Genomic DNA, 18,957 nt, shown 5'->3' with positions numbered 1-18,957 from the left:
AGCATGCGTCGCCCTATGGTAGCTGGTAACTGGAAAATGCACGGTACCTGCGCCAGCGTCGCTGAGCTGGTCGAGGGTCTGGCGAACATGGCCATTCCCGAAGGTGTCGACGTCGCAGTGTTTCCTTCGAGCCTGCATATCAGCTTCGTTGCTGAATGCCTTGAAGAGCAGTCGATCTCTGTAGGTGCGCAGAATTGCGCGCACGAAGCAGGGCAGGGTGCGCTGACCGGCGAAGTGTCGCCGACTCAGCTGGTCGATGCAGGTTGCAAGCTGGTGCTTGTGGGGCACTCGGAGCGTCGCCAGATCATGGGCGAAGGCAACGGGGTTCTGAATCGCAAGTTTGCAGCCGCTCAGGCGAGCGGCCTGGTCCCGGTGCTCTGCATCGGCGAGACGCTCGAAGAGCGCGAAGCTGGCAAGACCCTTGAAGTTGTCGGGCAGCAGCTTGACAGCATCATCGAAGCGCTGGGTATCGAAGCCTTCGTCAATGCAGTGATCGCGTACGAACCGGTCTGGGCCATTGGCACCGGGCTGACCGCTTCGCCGGAACAGGCGCAGCAAGTGCACGCAGCGATTCGCTCGCAGTTGGCAAAAGAGAATTCTGAAGTCGCGCAAGGTGTGCGGCTTCTATATGGCGGCAGCGTGAAGGCGGCCAATGCGGCCGAGCTGTTCAGCATGCCGGATATCGATGGGGGCCTCATTGGTGGTGCTTCCCTGAATGCAGATGAGTTCGGTGCGATCATTCGCGCCGCGGGAAACTGAAAAAATGCTGGAAACAGTCGTAGTCGTTCTTCATCTGCTGGGTGCGCTGGGCGTTGTTGCTCTGGTATTGCTGCAGCAGGGTAAAGGTGCGGACGCTGGCGCGTCGTTCGGGGCAGGTGCATCAAATACTGTCTTCGGAAGCCAAGGTTCCTCTACCTTTCTTAGTAAGTTTACTGCTATACTAGCCGCCTGTTTCTTCTTGACCAGCTTGGGGTTAGGTTACTTTGCTAAAGAGAAAGCTCACCAGCTGACTCAAGTAGGTTTGCCAGATCCAGCGGTACTTGAAGTGAAGCAAAAGCCGGCAACAGATGATGTTCCGGTCCTGGAAGGGCAACAGAAACCAGCCGCTACTCCAGCTGATGTTCCTGCCGCTCCAGAACAGAAGTAACACGGGATTCGCAGCTGATATTGGGGCTGCAAAAAGAGTTGTAATGCCGAGGTGGTGGAATTGGTAGACACGCAACCTTGAGGTGGTTGTGCCCATAGGGTGTAGGGGTTCGAGTCCCCTTCTCGGTACCAATTAACAAGTGAGCCCGCAGTAGCGGGCTTTCTTGTAGGTGGATGTGTCGGATTGACCCCAAAAGGGTTCGCCCGTATACTTACGCCCCAGCTTTGTCGCGGGGTGGAGCAGTCTGGTAGCTCGTCGGGCTCATAACCCGAAGGTCGTTGGTTCAAATCCAGCCCCCGCAACCAGTTTTAGCGGAGCCCCTTTTAAGGGGCTTTTTGTTAGCTGGACACTTCATTACGCCGTTTTTCGACGGCGTTTTTCATGATGGGCGCTTTGCCCATTTTTTATTTGCACAGCATGCACGAGGGGGTTCAGGTGTCGAGCAAGCTAGAACAGCTGCAGGCCTTGTTGGCCCCGGTGGTCGTGGCCCTTGGCTATGAATGCTGGGGTATCGAGTTTTCGGCTCAGGGCCGTCATTCGATGTTGCGCGTTTATATCGATAAAGAGGGCGGCGTGCTGGTGGACGATTGTGCCATCGTCAGCCGTCAGATCAGCGGTGTTCTGGACGTAGAAGATCCGATCAGCTCCGAATATACGCTCGAAGTTTCTTCTCCTGGCATGGAACGCCCACTGTTCACCATCGAACAGTTTGCAGCCTTTGCCGGGGAGCAAGTGAAGATAAGGCTGCGTTCGCCCTTCGACGGTCGACGTAACTTTCAAGGCCTTCTCCGCGGGGTGGAGGAGCAGGATGTCGTGGTGCAAGTGGATGACCATGAATACCTGTTGCCGATCGACATGATCGACAAAGCCAACATTATTCCCACGTTTGACTGAGACGCGGATCCCGCGGATCCAATGGCTTGCGAAAGGCGAGGCGTACGATGAGCAAAGAAGTACTGCTGGTTGTTGAGTCGGTATCCAATGAAAAGGGTGTACCGGCCGGTGTGATTTTTGAAGCGCTTGAAATTGCTTTGGCCACGGCCACCAAAAAGCGTTTCGAAGACGAAGTGGACCTGCGTGTGGAAATCAACCGCCACACGGGCGCTTATGAGACTTTCCGTCGCTGGACGGTCGTTGAAGAAGACGATCTCGACGATCCGGCCATCGAGACCTGGCCGAGCAAGGTTGCCCAGACCCATCCGGGCGCCAAGGTCGGTGACGTGGTCGAAGAGAAGATCGAGTCCATCGAGTTCGGTCGTATCGCTGCCCAGACTGCCAAGCAAGTCATTGTGCAGAAAGTTCGCGAGGCCGAGCGTGCTCAAATCGTCGACGCTTACCGTGAGCGTCTGGGCGAAATCATTTCCGGTACTGTTAAAAAAGTTACACGTGACAATGTCATCGTCGACTTGGGTAACAATGCCGAGGCGCTGCTGGCGCGTGAAGACATCATTTCGCGAGAGACTTTCCGCGTTGGTGTCCGCGTGCGTGCACTGCTCAAAGAGATCCGCACTGAAAACCGTGGTCCTCAGCTGATTCTGTCGCGTACCGCGCCTGAAATGCTGATCGAGCTTTTCCGGATTGAAGTTCCGGAAATCGCCGAAGGTCTGATCGAGGTGATGGCTGCCTCCCGTGATCCTGGTTCGCGCGCAAAGATTGCAGTTCGCTCCAAGGACAAGCGCATCGACCCTCAAGGTGCCTGCATCGGTATGCGCGGTTCGCGCGTCCAGGCAGTCTCCGGCGAGTTGGGCGGCGAGCGTGTGGATATCGTGCTGTGGGACGACAACCCGGCGCAGTTCGTCATCAACGCCATGTCGCCTGCGGAAGTCGCAGCGATCATCGTCGATGAAGACGCTCACGCCATGGACATCGCGGTCGGCGCCGACAACCTGGCCCAGGCGATCGGTCGTGGCGGTCAGAACGTGCGTCTGGCCAGCCAGTTGACGGGCTGGACCCTGAACGTGATGACCGAGTCGGACATCCAGGCCAAGCAGCAAGCGGAAACCGGCGACATCCTGCGCAACTTCATCGACGAGCTGGAAGTCGACGAAGAACTGGCCCAGGTGCTGGTAGACGAAGGCTTCACCAGCCTGGAAGAGATTGCCTACGTACCGCTGGAAGAGATGCTCAACATCGACGGCTTTGACGAAGACATCGTCAACGAGCTTCGTGCTCGCGCCAAGGATCGCCTGTTGACCAAAGCCATCGCTACTGAGGAAAAACTGGCAGACGCCCACCCGGCCGAAGACCTGCTCTCGCTCGAGGGCATGGACAACGATCTGGCGATGGAACTGGCGGTACGCGGCGTAATCACCCGCGAAGACCTGGCCGAGCAGTCTATTGACGATCTGCTCGACATCGACGGCATCGACGACGATCGTGCCGGCAAGTTGATCATGGCCGCCCGAGCCCACTGGTTCGAGTAATTAGGCGCGGCCTGAGGAGAGAAGTGCATGACGCAAGTCACGGTGAAACAACTGGCCGATGAGGTCAAAACACCGGTTGAGCGCCTGTTGCAGCAGATGCGTGAGGCAGGTCTGCCGCACACCGCCGCCGATGAAGGTGTGAGCGATAGCGAGAAGCAGTCCCTGTTGACGCACTTGAAGAGCAGTCACAAGGCTAAGGTGGAAGAGCCGCGCAAGATCACCTTGCAGCGCAAGACCACCAGTACCCTGCGCGTTGCTGGCAGCAAAAGCATCAGCGTGGAAGTACGCAAGAAGAAAGTATTCGTTCAGCGCAGCCCGGAAGAAATCGAAGCCGAGCGCAAGCGCGAGCAGGAAGAGCGTCGTGCGGTAGAAAATGCCGCGCGTCAGAAGGCCGAGGAAGAAGCACGCCTGCGCGCTGAAGAAGAAGCCCGTCGCAACCCGGCACCGGCTCCCGAGCCTGTTGCACCGGTTGCCGCTCCAGAGCCTGAGCCGGCTCCGCGTGTCGTCGCCGAACCTGTTCGTGAGGCGCCTGCCGCCGCACCTGCTCCGGTCGCTGACGTGCGCAAGAAGGACGACCAGCGTCGTCCGGACAGAACCCGTAACGACGACAGCAACCGTCGCGGCAACGGTGATGGCGAGCGCAAGAACGCTCCGCACCGCGCAACGGTCAAGGAAAAGGCGCCTGCTGTTCGCGTGGCCCCACGTACTACCGACGAAGAGAGCGATGGCTTCCGTCGCGGTGGTCGCGGCAAGGCCAAGCTCAAGAAGCGCAACGCTCACGGCTTCCAGAGCCCGACCGGCCCTGTGGTACGTGACGTGAAGATCGGCGAGACCATCACTGTGGGCGACCTCGCCCAGCAGATGTCGGTCAAGGCTGCCGAGATCATCAAGTTCATGTTCAAGCTGGGCACTCCAGCCACGATCAACCAGGTACTGGATCAGGAAACTGCCCAGCTGGTCGCCGAAGAACTGGGCCACAAAGTGACCCTGATCAGCGACACCGCCCTGGAAGATTCCCTGGCCGAGTCCCTGAAGTTCGAAGGCGAAGCCGTTCCGCGTGCACCGGTCGTGACCGTCATGGGCCACGTTGACCACGGTAAGACCTCGCTGCTCGACTACATCCGTCGTGCCAAGGTGGCCGCTGGCGAAGCCGGTGGTATTACCCAGCACATCGGTGCTTACCACGTTGAAACCGATCGCGGCATGGTGACGTTCCTCGACACCCCGGGTCACGCCGCGTTTACCGCAATGCGTGCCCGTGGTGCCAAGGCCACCGACATCGTGATCCTGGTGGTCGCTGCCGACGACGGCGTGATGCCGCAGACCATCGAAGCCGTGCAGCACGCACAGGCTGCCGGTGTGCCGCTGGTGGTCGCTGTCAACAAGATCGACAAGCCGGGCGCCGACATGGACCGTATCCGCAGTGAACTGTCGGTTCACGGCGTGACGTCCGAAGACTGGGGTGGCGACACGCCATTCGTTCCGGTTTCCGCGAAGATGGGTACCGGTGTCGACGAACTGCTCGAAGCCGTACTGCTGCAGGCCGAGGTTCTGGAACTGACCGCGACGCCATCGGCCCCTGGCCGTGGTGTGGTTGTCGAGTCCCGCCTGGACAAGGGCCGTGGTCCGGTCGCGACCGTGCTGGTTCAGGACGGTACCCTGCGTCAGGGCGACATGGTGCTGGTCGGTTCGAACTATGGCCGCGTGCGCGCCATGCTCGACGAGAACGGCAAGCCGATCAAGGAAGCAGGTCCGGCCATTCCGGTCGAGATCCTGGGTCTGGACGGCACGCCAGACGCTGGCGACGAGATGAGCGTGGTGGCCGACGAGAAGAAAGCCCGTGAAGTGGCTCTGTTCCGTCAAGGCAAGTTCCGCGAAGTCAAGCTGGCCCGCGCTCACGCCGGCAAGCTGGAAAACATCTTCGAGAGCATGGGTCAGGAAGAGAAGAAGACGCTCAACATCGTCCTCAAATCCGACGTCCGTGGTTCTCTGGAAGCCCTGCAAGGCGCTTTGAACGGCCTGGGCAACGACGAAGTACAAGTGCGTGTAGTGGGCGGCGGCGTCGGTGGTATCACCGAGAGCGACGCCAACCTGGCGCTGGCTTCCAACGCTGTACTGTTCGGCTTCAACGTGCGTGCTGACGCTGGCGCGCGCAAGATCGTCGAGCAGGAAGGTCTGGATATGCGTTACTACAACGTCATCTACGACATCATCGAAGACGTCAAGAAGGCCCTCACCGGCATGCTTGGCAGCGACGTCCGGGAGAACATCCTGGGTATCGCCGAAGTTCGCGACGTGTTCCGCTCGCCGAAATTCGGTGCGATCGCCGGTTGCATGGTTGTCGAAGGTACCGTTTACCGTAACCGTCCGATCCGCGTTCTGCGTGAAGACATCGTTATCTTCGAAGGCGAGCTGGAATCCCTGCGCCGCTTCAAGGATGACGCTTCCGAAGTGCGTAACGGCATGGAATGCGGTATCGGCGTCAAGAGCTACAACGACGTCAAGGTCGGTGACAAGATCGAAGTCTTCGAGAAGGTTCAGGTTGCTCGCAGCCTCTGACTCGCGACTTTCAGGAGCCAGGGCCGCGGCCGCACGTCAGTGCATCGCCGCTGCCCGGGACTCTCAACGCAACGCCCGGTCCGGCTTCTGCCAGGCCGGGCGTTTGCCGCTTTCAGACTGCACGGCTTTTGCCGTTCAGTAACAGGTAACAAGACATGGCAAAAGAATACAGCCGTACCCAACGCATCGGCGATCAGATGCAGCGCGAACTGGCGCAGCTGATCCGTCGTGAAATCAAGGACCCGCGCGTGGGTCTGGTCACCATCACTGCCGTCGACGTCAGCCGTGACGTGGGCCACGCCAAGATTTTCATGACCGTCATGGGTCAGGACAATTTTGAGGAAATCGAGCAGTCGATCAAGGTGCTGAACTCGGCCGCCGGCTTCCTGCGCATGCAGCTGGCCCGTGAAATGAAGCTGCGCAGCGTGCCGCAACTGCATTTCCACTACGACGAGAGCGTCGCCCGTGGCGCGCACCTGTCGGCGCTGATCGAGCGCGCGGTCGCCGAAGACAGCCAGCACGAACCTGCCGCCAAGCAAGACGGTTCGGGGGAATAACGGCGTGGCTCAGGTCAAGCGTATCCGCCGCAACGTCAGTGGCATCATCCTGCTCGACAAGCCGCTGGGCTTCACCTCCAACGCGGCCTTGCAGAAGGTGCGCTGGTTGCTCAACGCCGAGAAGGCCGGCCACACCGGCAGCCTCGACCCGCTGGCCACTGGCGTGCTGCCGCTGTGCTTCGGCGAAGCGACCAAATTCTCCCAGTACCTGCTCGATTCGGACAAGGGTTACGAAACCCTGATGCAACTGGGCAAGACCACCACCACGGCCGACGCCGAAGGTGAAGTTCTGCAGACTCGCCCAGTGACCGTTGGTCGCGCCGATATCGAGGCTGTCCTCCCGGAATTTCGTGGGGATATCAAGCAGATACCGCCGATGTACTCGGCCCTCAAGCGTGATGGCCAGCCGCTGTACAAGTTGGCTCGCGCAGGGGAAGTGGTGGAGCGCGAAGCGCGTTCTGTTACTATTGCGCGCCTGGAATTATTGGCGAGCATCGGTGAGACCGCGCGTCTGTCCGTCGGCTGCAGCAAAGGCACCTATATTCGTACCCTGGTGGAAGATATCGGTGAAAAACTCGGCTGCGGCGCGTACGTGGCTGAACTGCGTCGCACCCAGGCCGGCCCTTTCACGCTGGCCCAGACGGTCACGCTCGAAGAGCTCGAAGCGGTACACGCCGAAGGTGGCAATGAAGCGGTCGACCGCTTCCTGATGCCGTCGGACAGCGGTTTGCAGGACTGGCCCCTGTTGCAGTTCTCGCAGCACAGCTCGTTCTACTGGCTGCACGGGCAGCCGGTCAGAGTCCCGGACGCGCCGAAATTCGGCATGGTACGGGTGCAGGATCATGAAGGACGCTTCATCGGGATTGGTGAAGTGAGTGAAGACGGGCGAATCGCGCCACGTCGACTGATTCGGTCAGAATGACCGGACTCGTCGTGACAGGGTTTTCCTGACGCGGCGATACGAGGGTGGCTGTAAGCAGGCACGGTCACGCCTCATTTTTTAATACGAGAGTTTGCTCTCGGCCTGTTGAAACCGTTCCCCGGAGCGGTTTCCCGAAATAAGGAATGCCCACATGGCACTCAGCGTTGAAGAAAAAGCTCAGATCGTAACCGACTACCAGCAAGCTGCCGGTGATACTGGTTCGCCAGAAGTGCAAGTTGCACTGCTGACCGCCAACATCAACAAGCTGCAAGGCCACTTCAAGGCCAACGGTAAGGACCACCACTCCCGTCGTGGTCTGATCCGCATGGTAAACCAGCGTCGCAAGCTGCTGGACTACCTGAAAGGCAAGGATGTCAGCCGTTACAGCGCCCTGATCGGTCGTCTGGGTCTGCGTCGCTAATAACGCCGTAGAAAGAGGTTGGTTGTCTGTCGCAAGTCGTCGATTTAGTCGAAGGTTTGTGGCAGGCTCCCAGCCTCTCGTTTTATCTGGACTGCCGAAGGGTCCGATTCCCCTCGCTGCCCAAGAATTCGCAAGAAACCAGTTCCCCAAAGAGCCACAAAGAAGGTAGGAAACCGTGAACCCGGTAATCAAGAAGTTTCAATTCGGTCAGTCGACCGTAACCCTGGAGACAGGCCGCATCGCCCGTCAGGCTTCTGGTGCAGTATTGGTCACTGTTGACGACGACGTCTCCGTTCTGGTGACTGTCGTCGGCGCCAAGCAGGCTGACGCGAGCAAGGGCTTCTTCCCGCTGTCCGTTCACTATCAGGAAAAAACCTACGCTGCCGGCAAGATCCCTGGCGGCTTCTTCAAGCGTGAAGGCCGTCCTTCCGAGAAGGAAACACTGACGTCGCGTCTGATCGACCGCCCGATCCGCCCACTGTTTCCGGAAGGCTTCCTGAACGAAGTGCAGGTTGTCTGCACCGTTGTTTCCACCAGCAAGAAAACCGATCCGGACATCGCTGCGATGATCGGTACTTCGGCGGCCCTGGCCATCTCCGGCATTCCGTTCGACGGCCCGATCGGCGCAGCTCGCGTTGCTTTCCACGAAAGCACCGGCTACCTGCTGAACCCGACTTACGAGCAACTGAAAGCGTCGAGCCTGGACATGGTCGTTGCCGGTACCGAAGAAGCGGTACTGATGGTTGAATCCGAAGCCAAAGAGCTGACCGAAGACCAGATGCTGGGCGCGGTACTGTTCGCTCACGACGAATTCCAGTCGGTGATCAAGGCTGTCAAAGAGCTGGCCGCCGAAGCTGCCAAGCCAACCTGGACCTGGGCCCCTCAGGCTGAAGCCACTGAACTGCTGGGCGCCATCCGCTCCGAGTTCGGCGCTGCCATCTCCGAGGCCTATACCATCACCGTCAAGGCTGACCGCTACGCGCGCTTGGGCGAGCTGAAGGATCAGGTCGTCGCCAAGCTGGCCGTTGAAGAAGGCAGCCCGTCGGCTTCCGAAGTCAAGGCTGCCTTCGGCGAGATCGAATACCGCACCGTTCGCGAAAACATCGTCAGCGGCAAGCCGCGTATCGACGGTCGCGACAACCGTACCGTACGTCCGCTGAACATCGAAGTCGGCGTTCTGCCGAAGACCCACGGCTCGGCACTGTTCACCCGTGGCGAAACCCAGGCGCTGGTCGTTGCCACCCTCGGCACCGCTCGCGACGCACAGCTGCTGGACACCCTCGAAGGCGAGAAGAAAGACTCCTTCATGCTGCACTACAACTTCCCTCCGTTCTCGGTGGGCGAGTGTGGTCGCATGGGCGGTGCTGGCCGTCGTGAAATCGGTCACGGCCGTCTGGCCCGTCGCGGCGTCCAGGCCATGCTGCCTGCCGCTGACGAATTCCCGTACACCGTTCGCGTGGTGTCGGAAATCACCGAATCCAACGGTTCGAGCTCCATGGCGTCGGTCTGCGGTGCTTCCCTGGCACTGATGGACGCCGGTGTGCCGATGAAGGCGCCTGTTGCCGGTATCGCCATGGGTCTGGTGAAAGAAGGCGAGAAGTTCGCCGTTCTGACCGACATCCTGGGTGACGAAGACCACCTGGGCGACATGGACTTCAAAGTGGCCGGTACCGCCAAAGGCGTCACCGCACTCCAGATGGACATCAAGATCAAAGGCATCACCGAAGAAATCATGGAGATCGCCCTGGGCCAGGCCCTGGAAGCTCGCCTGAACATCCTCGGTCAGATGAACCAGATCATCGGTCAGTCGCGTTCCGAGCTGTCGGAAAACGCTCCAACCATGATCTCGATGAAGATCGACACCGACAAGATCCGTGACGTCATCGGTAAAGGCGGCGCCACCATTCGCGCGATCTGCGAAGAAACCAAGGCGTCGATCGACATCGAAGACGACGGTTCGATCAAGATCTTCGGCGAAACCAAGGAAGCGGCTGAAGCAGCTCGTCAGCGCGTTCTGGGTATCACCGCAGAGGCCGAAATCGGCAAGATCTACGTCGGTAAGGTCGAGCGTATCGTCGACTTCGGCGCGTTCGTCAACATCCTGCCGGGCAAGGACGGTCTGGTTCACATCTCCATGCTGAGCGATGCTCGCGTCGAGAAAGTGACTGACGTGCTGAAAGAAGGTCAAGAGGTCGAAGTACTGGTACTGGACGTGGACAACCGCGGCCGTATCAAGCTGTCGATCAAAGACGTGGCAGCGGCGAAGGCGTCGGGCGTTTAACGCTTGCGCTTTTGAGCCCTTCGGCTCGTTTTGGCTCTGCCTGACGGCAGAGCTGTTTCGGCTTCGCCGAGTTACTTGGAAAAGACACCCAAGTAACCAAGGTGTCTTGCTCCTGGTTTGGCCCGACTTCGTCGGGTTCCTTCACTCCGGTCCCGCTCCGTGGGCCCGGCGTGAATGGGCCATCCATGGCCCACACGCCTCTCGCGGCATCCTGCCGCTCGTCCCACTCCGCGAAACCTCCGTTCAGCCTGCACCCAAGTCGCGTTTGGCGTCGTTTGGGAGATTTGTGCATGAAGATCAAAATCAAAAGCCAGATCAAAAGCGACCGGCTCACGCCGTCCTCGTAGCAGCCGGGCTTGCCCGCGGGTCGCCCTCAAGATCGCTCCCGCCGGCAAGCCGTGCTGCTACGGGGAGGTTTGGTGTTCTTGAGCGCATAAATCACAGGCGCCACAAATTGCGACTTTGGGAGGCCGAGTGGAGGTGTTGCGTAGGGGGATGACGGGCATGGATGCCCGGCAAGCCGCTGTGGGCCATGGATGGCCCATTTGCGGCGTGCCCCCGGAGCAATGCCGGAGCGAGGGAACCCCGACGAAGGAGGGGCCGGACAGTGGAGCGAGAACCCTTGGTTACTTGGGGTCATCAAGTAACTCGACGAAGTCGAAACAAGTTTGCCGTTAGGCAAACCCCTGCAACACCATAACCTCCTACTGACACCACGCTAAGTAATCGCTTTTCTTGAGCCTTATTAATGAGTTAGCACCACATCACCCACCCAGAACATGCATCTTGCAAGCGGAACTTTTCCATTCCGGGCAATCTGCACGATCCACAAGGATCCATAAAATCATAACTAACTGATTTATAACGAAAAAATAAACAAGCAAAGTTTGGCACAGCGCTTGCGATATACCCCGTAACCCTGCGGCCAACATGGTTGGCGCAGATTCTGAGAAAAACAGGAGTTACTCGTATGAAGAAGTTCGCTATCGCTGCTGCTACTGCCACCGCCCTGACCCTGACCATGGCAAACGTGGCCATGGCCGAAACCTCTACTCAAGCTCCAATGCAGGTAGCCGCCGGTGAAGTGGCCAAAGCCAAGGAAACCACTTCCGACACCTGGATCACCACCAAGGTCAAATCCGATCTGCTGACCGAAAAAGGCATTCCAGGCTCTGACATCAAGGTCGAAACCAACAAAGGCGTGGTTTCCCTGTCGTCGACCGTCGCCATCACTGATGCGCAGAAGAAAATCGCTGTCGACCTCACCAAGAAAATCAAAGGCGTGAAAGCTGTTTCCGCTGACGGCCTGAAAGCCGAGTAAGTATTCGACAGAGCCCGCAAAACGGACGATTGACGGCCAGGGAGGCCGCTGGTCGTTCGATTGAAGGTTCATGCGAAGGCCATACGGATGTGGCCATTACAAGCCCTGGCGCTCGCGTCGGGGCTTGTTCTATTCAGGCCCCCCGGTTTTACGTTGAGCACATTCGGACAAGACGTGTGGGCGCACACCACTGCAACCTGTCTTATCAGGATTTTCCTGCGTATATTTGTATCCGTTCCGATACGTAAGTCCGATGGGCAACGTTCGAGATAAAAACAATACTTGGATCTTTCCCTTCTTGCGGGTTGAAGATCACCGCGGCGTATTTCTGCGCCAAGACCTTTGTGCTGCCATTTCCATGACCACAGACAAGGCAAACCCCGTCGCAATGAAAACCGTCCCCGTTGCCCACCTGACGGCGCCCCGGGTGCAGGTCCCGCCTGGCGTCTGGCTGTTGCGGATCGGCGCCATGGTGCTGACCTTCATCATCTTTCTGATCGACTGGCTGAGCACGCTGGACGTCGCGATCGCGGTGCTTTACGTGATCGTGATTCTGATCAGCGGCGATCTGTTTTCCCGCAAGGGTGTGGCGCTCGTCTCGGCCGGTTGTGGAGTGCTGACGCTGTTGGCATATCTGTTGTCCCATGGCGATGCCTGGCTGACCGCGGCGTTCGCCCGTTGCCTGGTCAGCCTTTCGGCTATCGCGATCACTGGTTTCCTGGCGCTGAAGTTCCAGGCCTCGCGGGAGGCGTTGCAGGAGCAGGTGCACCTGCTGCATCGCAGCGAGGCGTTTCTGGCCGAGGCCCAGCGCCTGAGCCAGACCGGCAGCATCGGCTTGAACATGCCCGGCGGGCAGATGTACTGGTCGGATGAAACCCGGCGGATTTTCCAGTTCGACGAGCCATCGCCGCCCACGCTGGAGTACATGATCGGCCGCACCCATCCGGACGATGTCGACGCGCTTAAATCCCTGATCGAGCAAGCGTTCGCCCGGCACGCCAACATGGAGGCCGAGTTTCGCCTGCTGATGAGCGACGGTTCCTGCAAGTACGTACGCATGCTCGCCCAGCAGGTGCAGGATGCGTCGGGCGGTTGCGAATACATCGGCGCGCTGATGGACGTCACCGCCGCCAAGAACGCCGAGGAGGCGCTGCACCGCTCTCAGAGCCAACTGGCCCATGTCACGCGGGTCACCACATTGGGCGAGATGGCGGCGTCCATCGCCCACGAGGTGAATCAGCCGCTGTCGGCCGTGGCCACCAACGCCGAGGCCGGGCTGCGCTGGCTGAATCGGGAAGTGCCGGACCTGAGCGAAGTCCGTGGCGCCATCGACCGCATCAAGAGCGAGGCCCATCGGGCCAGTGAGGTCATCCGGCGCATTCGTGCGTTGTCGCGCAAGACCGACCCGCAGCACGTCACGCTCGACCTGCGTGAGGTGTTGCAGGAGTCGGCAGCCCTGGTGCGCCGGGAAATCCTCCGCCATCGCGTGCATTTCACGCTGCAATCCGCGCCTGAGCCGATGTGGGTCAAGGCTGACCGTGTGCAATTGCAGCAGGTCATCATCAACCTGCTGATCAACGCGCTGCAGGCCATGTCCGGCATGCACGGCAAGGAGCGTGCGCTGTCGGCCGCGCTCGGCCATCAGGACAATGGTGACGTCTGCCTGCGGATTCAGGACAACGGTCCGGGCATCGCGGGGCAGAACCTGCACAGCCTGTTCAATCCGTTTTTCACCACCAAGCCGGAGGGGATGGGCATGGGCCTGTCGATTTGCCGTTCGATCATCGATGCCCATGGCGGGCGTATCTGGGCCGAGAGCGAGTTGGGGCGTGGGGCGATACTGAGCTTCTCGGTACCCGCTGACGCGCAGGTCGGCCCATGAGCGGCGAAGACAACGCCCCAGTGGTGTTCGTGGTCGACGACGATCCGGCCATTCGCATAGCGCTCGACAGCCTTCTGCGCTCGGTGGGCATGCGGGTTCACGGTTATGCCTCCGGCGCCGAGTTTCTTCGCCATCCGTTCGACGACAGCCCCGCGTGCCTGATTCTCGACGTGCGCCTGCAAGGTGAGAGCGGGCTGGACTTTCAGGTGCGCCTGGCCGACATGAATGTGTCCATGCCGATCGTGTTCATCAGCGGCCACGGCGACATCGCCATGTCGGTCAAGGCCATGAAAGCTGGCGCGCTGGATTTTCTGGTCAAACCCTATCGCGAGCAGGACCTGCTCGACGCCGTGACCCTCGCACTGCAGAAGGACGCCAAACGTCGCGAAGCCGGCAAGGCGGCCGAAGAGCTGCGCAGCCGCTATCAGGCGCTGACCGCGCGCGAGCAAGAGGTCATGGCTTACGCGGTGACCGGGCTGATGAACAAGCAGATCGCCGCCGAAATGGGGCTCAGTGAAATCACCGTGAAGATCCATCGCGGCCATGCCATGAAGAAGATGCAGGCACGCACCTTTGCCGATCTGGTGAAAATGTCCCAGGCATTAACGGCACCTTGACGAGCAGGTGAACGGGGAACTTGCCCGCCCCCGGTACATGACGACCATCCTCTAATACAAGAGTATGATCCGCTCAGCCTGATGGCTAATCGGCATCACGCAGGCGCGATGTTAGTTTTCCGGCATTGGGAAACCTCTTGTTTCCCCACATGCAAGCACTCACCCCCCGCTCATGAGGCGGGTGCGGTGACGGGGGAAGACCACCATGTTCTTGAGATCCATCGGTATCGGCGCCCGTGCGGCTGTCGGATTCGCCGCCATTACCCTGATCGTCCTGTTCGTCGGCCTGTTCAGTCTGAGCCAGATGGCCAGCCTGGACCGGGCGACCAATCGTATCAACGATGTCTGGATGCCCGGTGTCGTGTCAGTGCAGCAGTTGTCGATGAGCATCAACACCCTGCGCCTGGAAGGGCAACGGCTGCGCGCATCGAGCGATGCGCAGGTACGTCAGCGCAGCCAGCTCCTGATCGTCCAGGCCGAGAAGGACCTGCACGCCCGGCTTGATCTCTACGCCAACCGCCAGCCGGCGCCAGAGGAACAGGCGCAACTGGACTTGCTCAGAAATGCGCTCGAACGCTACATGCCGACGCTGGACAATGTCATCTCATTGCTCGATACCGGGGTTCCCGATAGCGATGAGATGGAACGTCTGAATGCCACCCTGGCCAGTGTCGGGAGCCAGATCACCCAGACGCTCGAGCAACTGGTCCGGCTCAACGAGCGAGGGGCCGAAGTGGCTGCGCAGGACAGCCGTTCGCTGTACGCGAACATGCAGCGGATCATCCTTCTGGTGCTGGGGCTGTCGGTTGCCATGACCGTCGCACTCGCCTGGCTGTTGACCCGCAGCATCGTCGTGCCGCTTCGACAGGCGGTGGTCGTGGCCGAAACCATCGCCACCGGCAATCTGGGTGCCGCGATCGATGTGCGGGGGGCAGATGAGCCGGCGGCGCTGCTGAGTGCCATGCAACGGATGCAGAGCAGTCTGCGCGACACCATTGAAGGCATCGGCGACTCGGCCAGACAACTGGCGGCCGCCGCTGAAGAGATGACGGCAGTGATGGGGCACAGCACCGACGATTTGCAGCAACAGTGCGAGCAGATCGAACAGGCGGCCACCGCCGTCACCCAGATGAGCAGCGCCGTGGACGAAGTTGCCAGCAATGCCGTTAGCGCTTCGGAGTTGTCGCGCCAGTCGGATCACGAATCCCAGGTAGGCCATGAACAGGTCAACGAAACCATTCACCTGATTCAGGGGCTGGCGCAGGAAGTGCTGCTGGCTGCCGAGCAGGCCGAGCACCTGTCGCGCCATGCGGAAAACATCAGCATGGTGCTGAGTGTGATTCACAGCATTTCCGACCAGACCAATCTGCTGGCGCTCAATGCGGCGATCGAAGCGGCGCGCGCCGGCGAGGCGGGACGGGGATTTGCCGTGGTGGCCGATGAGGTCCGCTCGCTGGCCAAGCGTACTCAGGCCTCGACCCTGGAGATCGGCACCATGATCCAGAGCATTCAGACGGGCACCGGGACCACCGTGACCGCCTTGCAGAGCAGCGCCGACAAGGCCGCCGCGACACTGGAACGGGCACGCACGGCCGGTCAGGCACTGGCGCAGATCACGTTGGCGATCTCCAGGATCAACGAGCGTAACCTGCTGATCGCCAGCGCGACCGAGGAGCAGGCGCAGGTGGCCCGCGAAGTGGATCGCAGCCTGGTGGTCATCAGGGACCTCTCGACCCAGTCAGCAGCGGGTGCCAGCCAGACCAGCACCGCCAGTGCCGAACTGTCGAGTCTGGCCGCGAGCCTCAACGGCATGGTTGCCCGGTTCGCTTTCTGAGTGTCTGTCATGAGCGATCAAGCCGTGGTTCATAGCCCGTCCAGAATCACCTGTCTGCTGCCGCCCGAGCCTGAACCTGTCGCCACCGCGCTTCCCGCCGCCCGAACCCATTTCTGGCTGTGGGGCGGGCTGGCGCTGGCGATCGTGACGCTGCTGGGTGCGTTGCTCTGCCTGCTGTATCACCAGGCGCAGCGGCAGGCTGGCGCAGACGTCAGCAACTTGAACCGGATTCTCGAAACGCGTCTGGGCAATACCTTGCGTGATGCGCAGAGCAGCCTGCAGGGGATCGCCCTGCGCATGGACGAGGGATTGTTACACACAGACGGCACATCGCCGGTTCAACCTTGGCAGATACGCGCGCTGACCCGCCGCTTCCCCGTCATCGCCCGCTTCGAAGTGTTCACCGCAGACGGCCGGTTCGTGTTCAGCTCCGATGGGCGCAGCGTCGAGAACACAGAGAGCTTTCAACGCTTTCGCGAGATGCTCGCGGCGCAGCGAATCGGCGATGCCAACGCCATGTCGATGTTGCTGGGCAGCGATCAGACCAATGCAGTGCTGTATATGGCCGTGCCGGTGCTCGACGGTTTGCAGCGTCACATTGGCTGGGTGATCGCCGGCCAGCCTCTGGAAACCTTGCTCGATGTGGTTCGTCAGGTCGATGTGGGCGCCCACGGGGTGATCACGCTTCGCCGCACCGACAGACCGGAAGCCGTGCTGCGTGTGCCGCAGGCGCCGGGCCAGGGGCGTCGTTACCAGGCCGACCACATCGACCGCCTGCTTGGGGAGGGTGTGCAGGAAGGCACGCTGGTGACGCGCTCACGGGTGGACGGCGTCGATCGGCTCTATGGCTTCAAACGTGTCGGTGATTTCCCGCTGGCGCTGGTGATCGGTCTGGCCGCCGACGATTACCTGCTGTTCTGGAAATACACGGTCATTGCTGCGTCGGTCGTCTGCGGCGCGTTCTATCTGTTGATCATCGGTCTGACTTTGCGTCTGCAGAGCAACCGCTTGCGTCGCCAGCAGGTGGTGGACGAACTGCGCCAGAGCGCGTTTCACGATGACCTGACAGGATTGCCCAATCGGCGCTATCTGCTGGAGCGGGTCAATCAGGCCATCGAGGAGTGCGGCCGGGGCCAACGCCTGACCCTGATTTATCTGGATCTGGATCACTTCAAGACCATCAACGATTCATTGGGGCATGTGGCCGGCGATGCGATCCTGCAACGCCTGGCCCAGCGCCTGACCGCGCTCAGGCCGTCGCTGGACACCGTCGCGCGGCTCAGTGGCGATGAGTTTCTGGTGCTGGTGGACGACGATGAGCCGACTCGCCTGGCGCAGCTCATGGCTGATATCCAGCACAGCCTGCGCCAACCTTTGGAGCTTGCCGGCTACAACCTGTCGATTGCGGCGTCGGCGGGGCTGGCCCGCTACCCCGGCGACGGCCATGATTTTGGCTCGCTGCTCAAGGCCGCCGACACTGCGCTGAGCCAGGCCAAGCGTAACGGGCGCAACACCTGGGTGTTTTACGAAGCGGCCATGGGCGAGCGTGAGCTGCGTTTCCTGTACATCCAGACCCAGTTGCGTCATGCCTTCGAGCACGACGCGCTGCACGTGTTTTATCAGCCACAGATCGAGTTGGGCACAGGTCGTGTCATCGGGGCCGAGGCCCTGCTGCGCTGGAATCATCCGGAGCTGGGCCCCGTCTCGCCGACAGAGTTCATCGCAGTGGCCGAATCCAGTGGCCTGATCCTGCCCATCAGTCGCTGGCTGCTGGATAACGTCTGCCAGCAGGCAATGGCCTGGCAGGCTGCCGGGCTTGGAGAGCTGAGCGTGGCGATGAATTGCTCGGCTGTGCAGTTTCGTCAGGGCGATCTGGTGGACGAGGTCAGGCGTGCGCTGGCGCAGAGCGGCCTTGCGCCCAGGTTGCTGGAGCTTGAGTTGACTGAGTCGATCCTGATCGAACATTCCGAAAAAGTGCTGGAAACCATCAGCAGCCTCAAGGCGCTGGGAGTGCGCATGTCGATCGACGATTTCGGCACCGGCTATTCGAGCATGTCGTATCTCAAGCGCTTTGCAGTGGACAAGCTCAAGATCGACCAGTCTTTCGTGCGCGGCCTTTTGAACAATCCGCGAGACGCCGCCATCGTGCAGGCGGTGATTAGCCTGGGGCACAGTTTCGATATCAAGGTGATCGCCGAAGGGGTCGAAACGTTCGAAGTCCTGGATGCGCTGGTCTCGCGCGGTTGTGATGAAGCCCAAGGCTATTACTACGCCAGGGCGCTTTCGCCGATGGCCTTCGAAGCGTTCATGCAGGAGCGCGCCGAGTCTTCATGCGCGGCGCGGAGGCTGGGATGAACGGGTATCGTCAGCGGACGTTGAATGCTGACAGAACGGTCAGGTATTGCCCGTCGGTCGTGGTCATACAACCGTATACTTACGGCCTCGGGCCGCGGTCGGTAACGTGTGGGTTGTTGTGGTACGCGCTGTTGCGCACCGTTCATGTCTGCATTCAAAGGTATCCCGTTTGTCCAGCCCCCCACTGATCGCGGTCGTCGACGACGACCTTGCGGTCCGCACCAGCATCGACAGCCTCGTTCGTTCCCTCGGGTTTCTCGTCTGCCTGTTCGCCTCGGCCGAAGACTTTCTCAGGTCCAGCGCGCTGTTCGACGTCGCCTGCCTGATCACCGACGTGCAGATGCCGCAGATGAGCGGCGTCGAACTGCACGAACACCTGAACGCCCGGGGCGTGCATATCCCCACCATTTTCATTACGGCCTTTCCCGAGGAAACCGTGCGCAAGCGCGCCATGACCGGCAGCGCCATCTGCTTCCTGGCCAAGCCGTTTCAGGCTCAGGCATTGATCGACTGCATTGAGTCGACGCTGGCCTGAATGACGTCTCGATCTTTTTCTTATATCGATGAATGACTTGGCGAGTCCGTTTATCACTCTTGGAAAACAGTGAAGCGCTTAATTGATAATTGCTCGGCGTGCA

The 18,957-nt window shown here is 60.3% G+C and carries 15 protein-coding genes and 2 tRNA genes; all 17 read left to right on the top strand.

The window, feature by feature from the left end:
- Window positions 1-3: 3 nt before the first annotated feature.
- Complete coding sequence (gene tpiA / locus AC1MEK_RS18590) at window positions 4-759, top strand: triose-phosphate isomerase (RefSeq protein ID WP_480397737.1); 756 nt, start codon at window positions 4-6, stop codon at window positions 757-759.
- Between the two features lie 4 nt (window positions 760-763).
- On the top strand, window positions 764-1,147 hold the full coding sequence (secG, locus tag AC1MEK_RS18585) for a preprotein translocase subunit SecG (RefSeq protein ID WP_480397736.1): 384 nt from the start codon (window positions 764-766) through the stop codon (window positions 1,145-1,147).
- Window positions 1,148-1,192: 45 nt separating this feature from the next.
- Window positions 1,193-1,278, top strand: a tRNA-Leu gene (locus tag AC1MEK_RS18580).
- A gap of 97 nt (window positions 1,279-1,375) precedes the next feature.
- Window positions 1,376-1,452: transfer RNA gene (locus AC1MEK_RS18575), tRNA-Met, on the top strand.
- A 130-nt stretch (window positions 1,453-1,582) separates the two neighbouring features.
- Window positions 1,583-2,041, top strand: coding sequence for a ribosome maturation factor RimP (gene rimP, locus AC1MEK_RS18570; RefSeq protein ID WP_480397901.1), 459 nt, complete (start codon window positions 1,583-1,585; stop codon window positions 2,039-2,041).
- A gap of 47 nt (window positions 2,042-2,088) precedes the next feature.
- Window positions 2,089-3,570: a transcription termination factor NusA gene (nusA, locus tag AC1MEK_RS18565; RefSeq protein WP_480397735.1), complete on the top strand. Its 1,482-nt coding sequence runs from the start codon at window positions 2,089-2,091 to the stop codon at window positions 3,568-3,570.
- Window positions 3,571-3,597: 27 nt separating this feature from the next.
- Complete coding sequence (infB, locus tag AC1MEK_RS18560; RefSeq protein WP_480397734.1) at window positions 3,598-6,129, top strand: translation initiation factor IF-2; 2,532 nt, start codon at window positions 3,598-3,600, stop codon at window positions 6,127-6,129.
- A gap of 155 nt (window positions 6,130-6,284) precedes the next feature.
- Window positions 6,285-6,686, top strand: coding sequence for a 30S ribosome-binding factor RbfA (gene rbfA / locus AC1MEK_RS18555; protein WP_480397733.1), 402 nt, complete (start codon window positions 6,285-6,287; stop codon window positions 6,684-6,686).
- 4 nt (window positions 6,687-6,690) lie between these two features.
- The gene (truB, locus tag AC1MEK_RS18550; protein ID WP_480397732.1) at window positions 6,691-7,608 is read left to right on the top strand and encodes a tRNA pseudouridine(55) synthase TruB; all 918 of its coding nucleotides are present in this window, start codon (window positions 6,691-6,693) and stop codon (window positions 7,606-7,608) included.
- 151 nt (window positions 7,609-7,759) lie between these two features.
- The gene (rpsO, locus tag AC1MEK_RS18545; RefSeq protein ID WP_027900329.1) at window positions 7,760-8,029 is read left to right on the top strand and encodes a 30S ribosomal protein S15; all 270 of its coding nucleotides are present in this window, start codon (window positions 7,760-7,762) and stop codon (window positions 8,027-8,029) included.
- 175 nt (window positions 8,030-8,204) lie between these two features.
- Window positions 8,205-10,310: a polyribonucleotide nucleotidyltransferase gene (pnp, locus tag AC1MEK_RS18540; RefSeq protein ID WP_480397731.1), complete on the top strand. Its 2,106-nt coding sequence runs from the start codon at window positions 8,205-8,207 to the stop codon at window positions 10,308-10,310.
- 970 nt (window positions 10,311-11,280) lie between these two features.
- A complete protein-coding gene (locus AC1MEK_RS18535; RefSeq protein ID WP_480397730.1) occupies window positions 11,281-11,631 on the top strand; it encodes a BON domain-containing protein in 351 nt (116 codons plus the stop codon).
- Between the two features lie 388 nt (window positions 11,632-12,019).
- The gene (locus AC1MEK_RS18530) at window positions 12,020-13,513 is read left to right on the top strand and encodes a PAS domain-containing sensor histidine kinase (RefSeq protein ID WP_480397729.1); all 1,494 of its coding nucleotides are present in this window, start codon (window positions 12,020-12,022) and stop codon (window positions 13,511-13,513) included.
- Complete coding sequence (locus AC1MEK_RS18525) at window positions 13,510-14,130, top strand: response regulator transcription factor (protein ID WP_480397728.1); 621 nt, start codon at window positions 13,510-13,512, stop codon at window positions 14,128-14,130. Before AC1MEK_RS18530 ends, AC1MEK_RS18525 begins: the two co-directional genes overlap by 4 nt.
- 205 nt (window positions 14,131-14,335) lie before the next feature.
- Complete coding sequence (locus AC1MEK_RS18520; protein ID WP_480397727.1) at window positions 14,336-15,964, top strand: methyl-accepting chemotaxis protein; 1,629 nt, start codon at window positions 14,336-14,338, stop codon at window positions 15,962-15,964.
- 9 nt (window positions 15,965-15,973) lie between these two features.
- Complete coding sequence (locus AC1MEK_RS18515; RefSeq protein WP_480397726.1) at window positions 15,974-18,319, top strand: putative bifunctional diguanylate cyclase/phosphodiesterase; 2,346 nt, start codon at window positions 15,974-15,976, stop codon at window positions 18,317-18,319.
- 169 nt (window positions 18,320-18,488) lie between these two features.
- Complete coding sequence (locus AC1MEK_RS18510; RefSeq protein ID WP_480397725.1) at window positions 18,489-18,854, top strand: response regulator transcription factor; 366 nt, start codon at window positions 18,489-18,491, stop codon at window positions 18,852-18,854.
- Window positions 18,855-18,957: the final 103 nt, after the last annotated feature.

The organism is Pseudomonas sp. 2, from assembly GCF_056627435.1.
The sequence above is the reverse complement of the archived record's forward strand: the minus strand, read 5'-3'. Positions and strand labels throughout refer to the sequence as shown.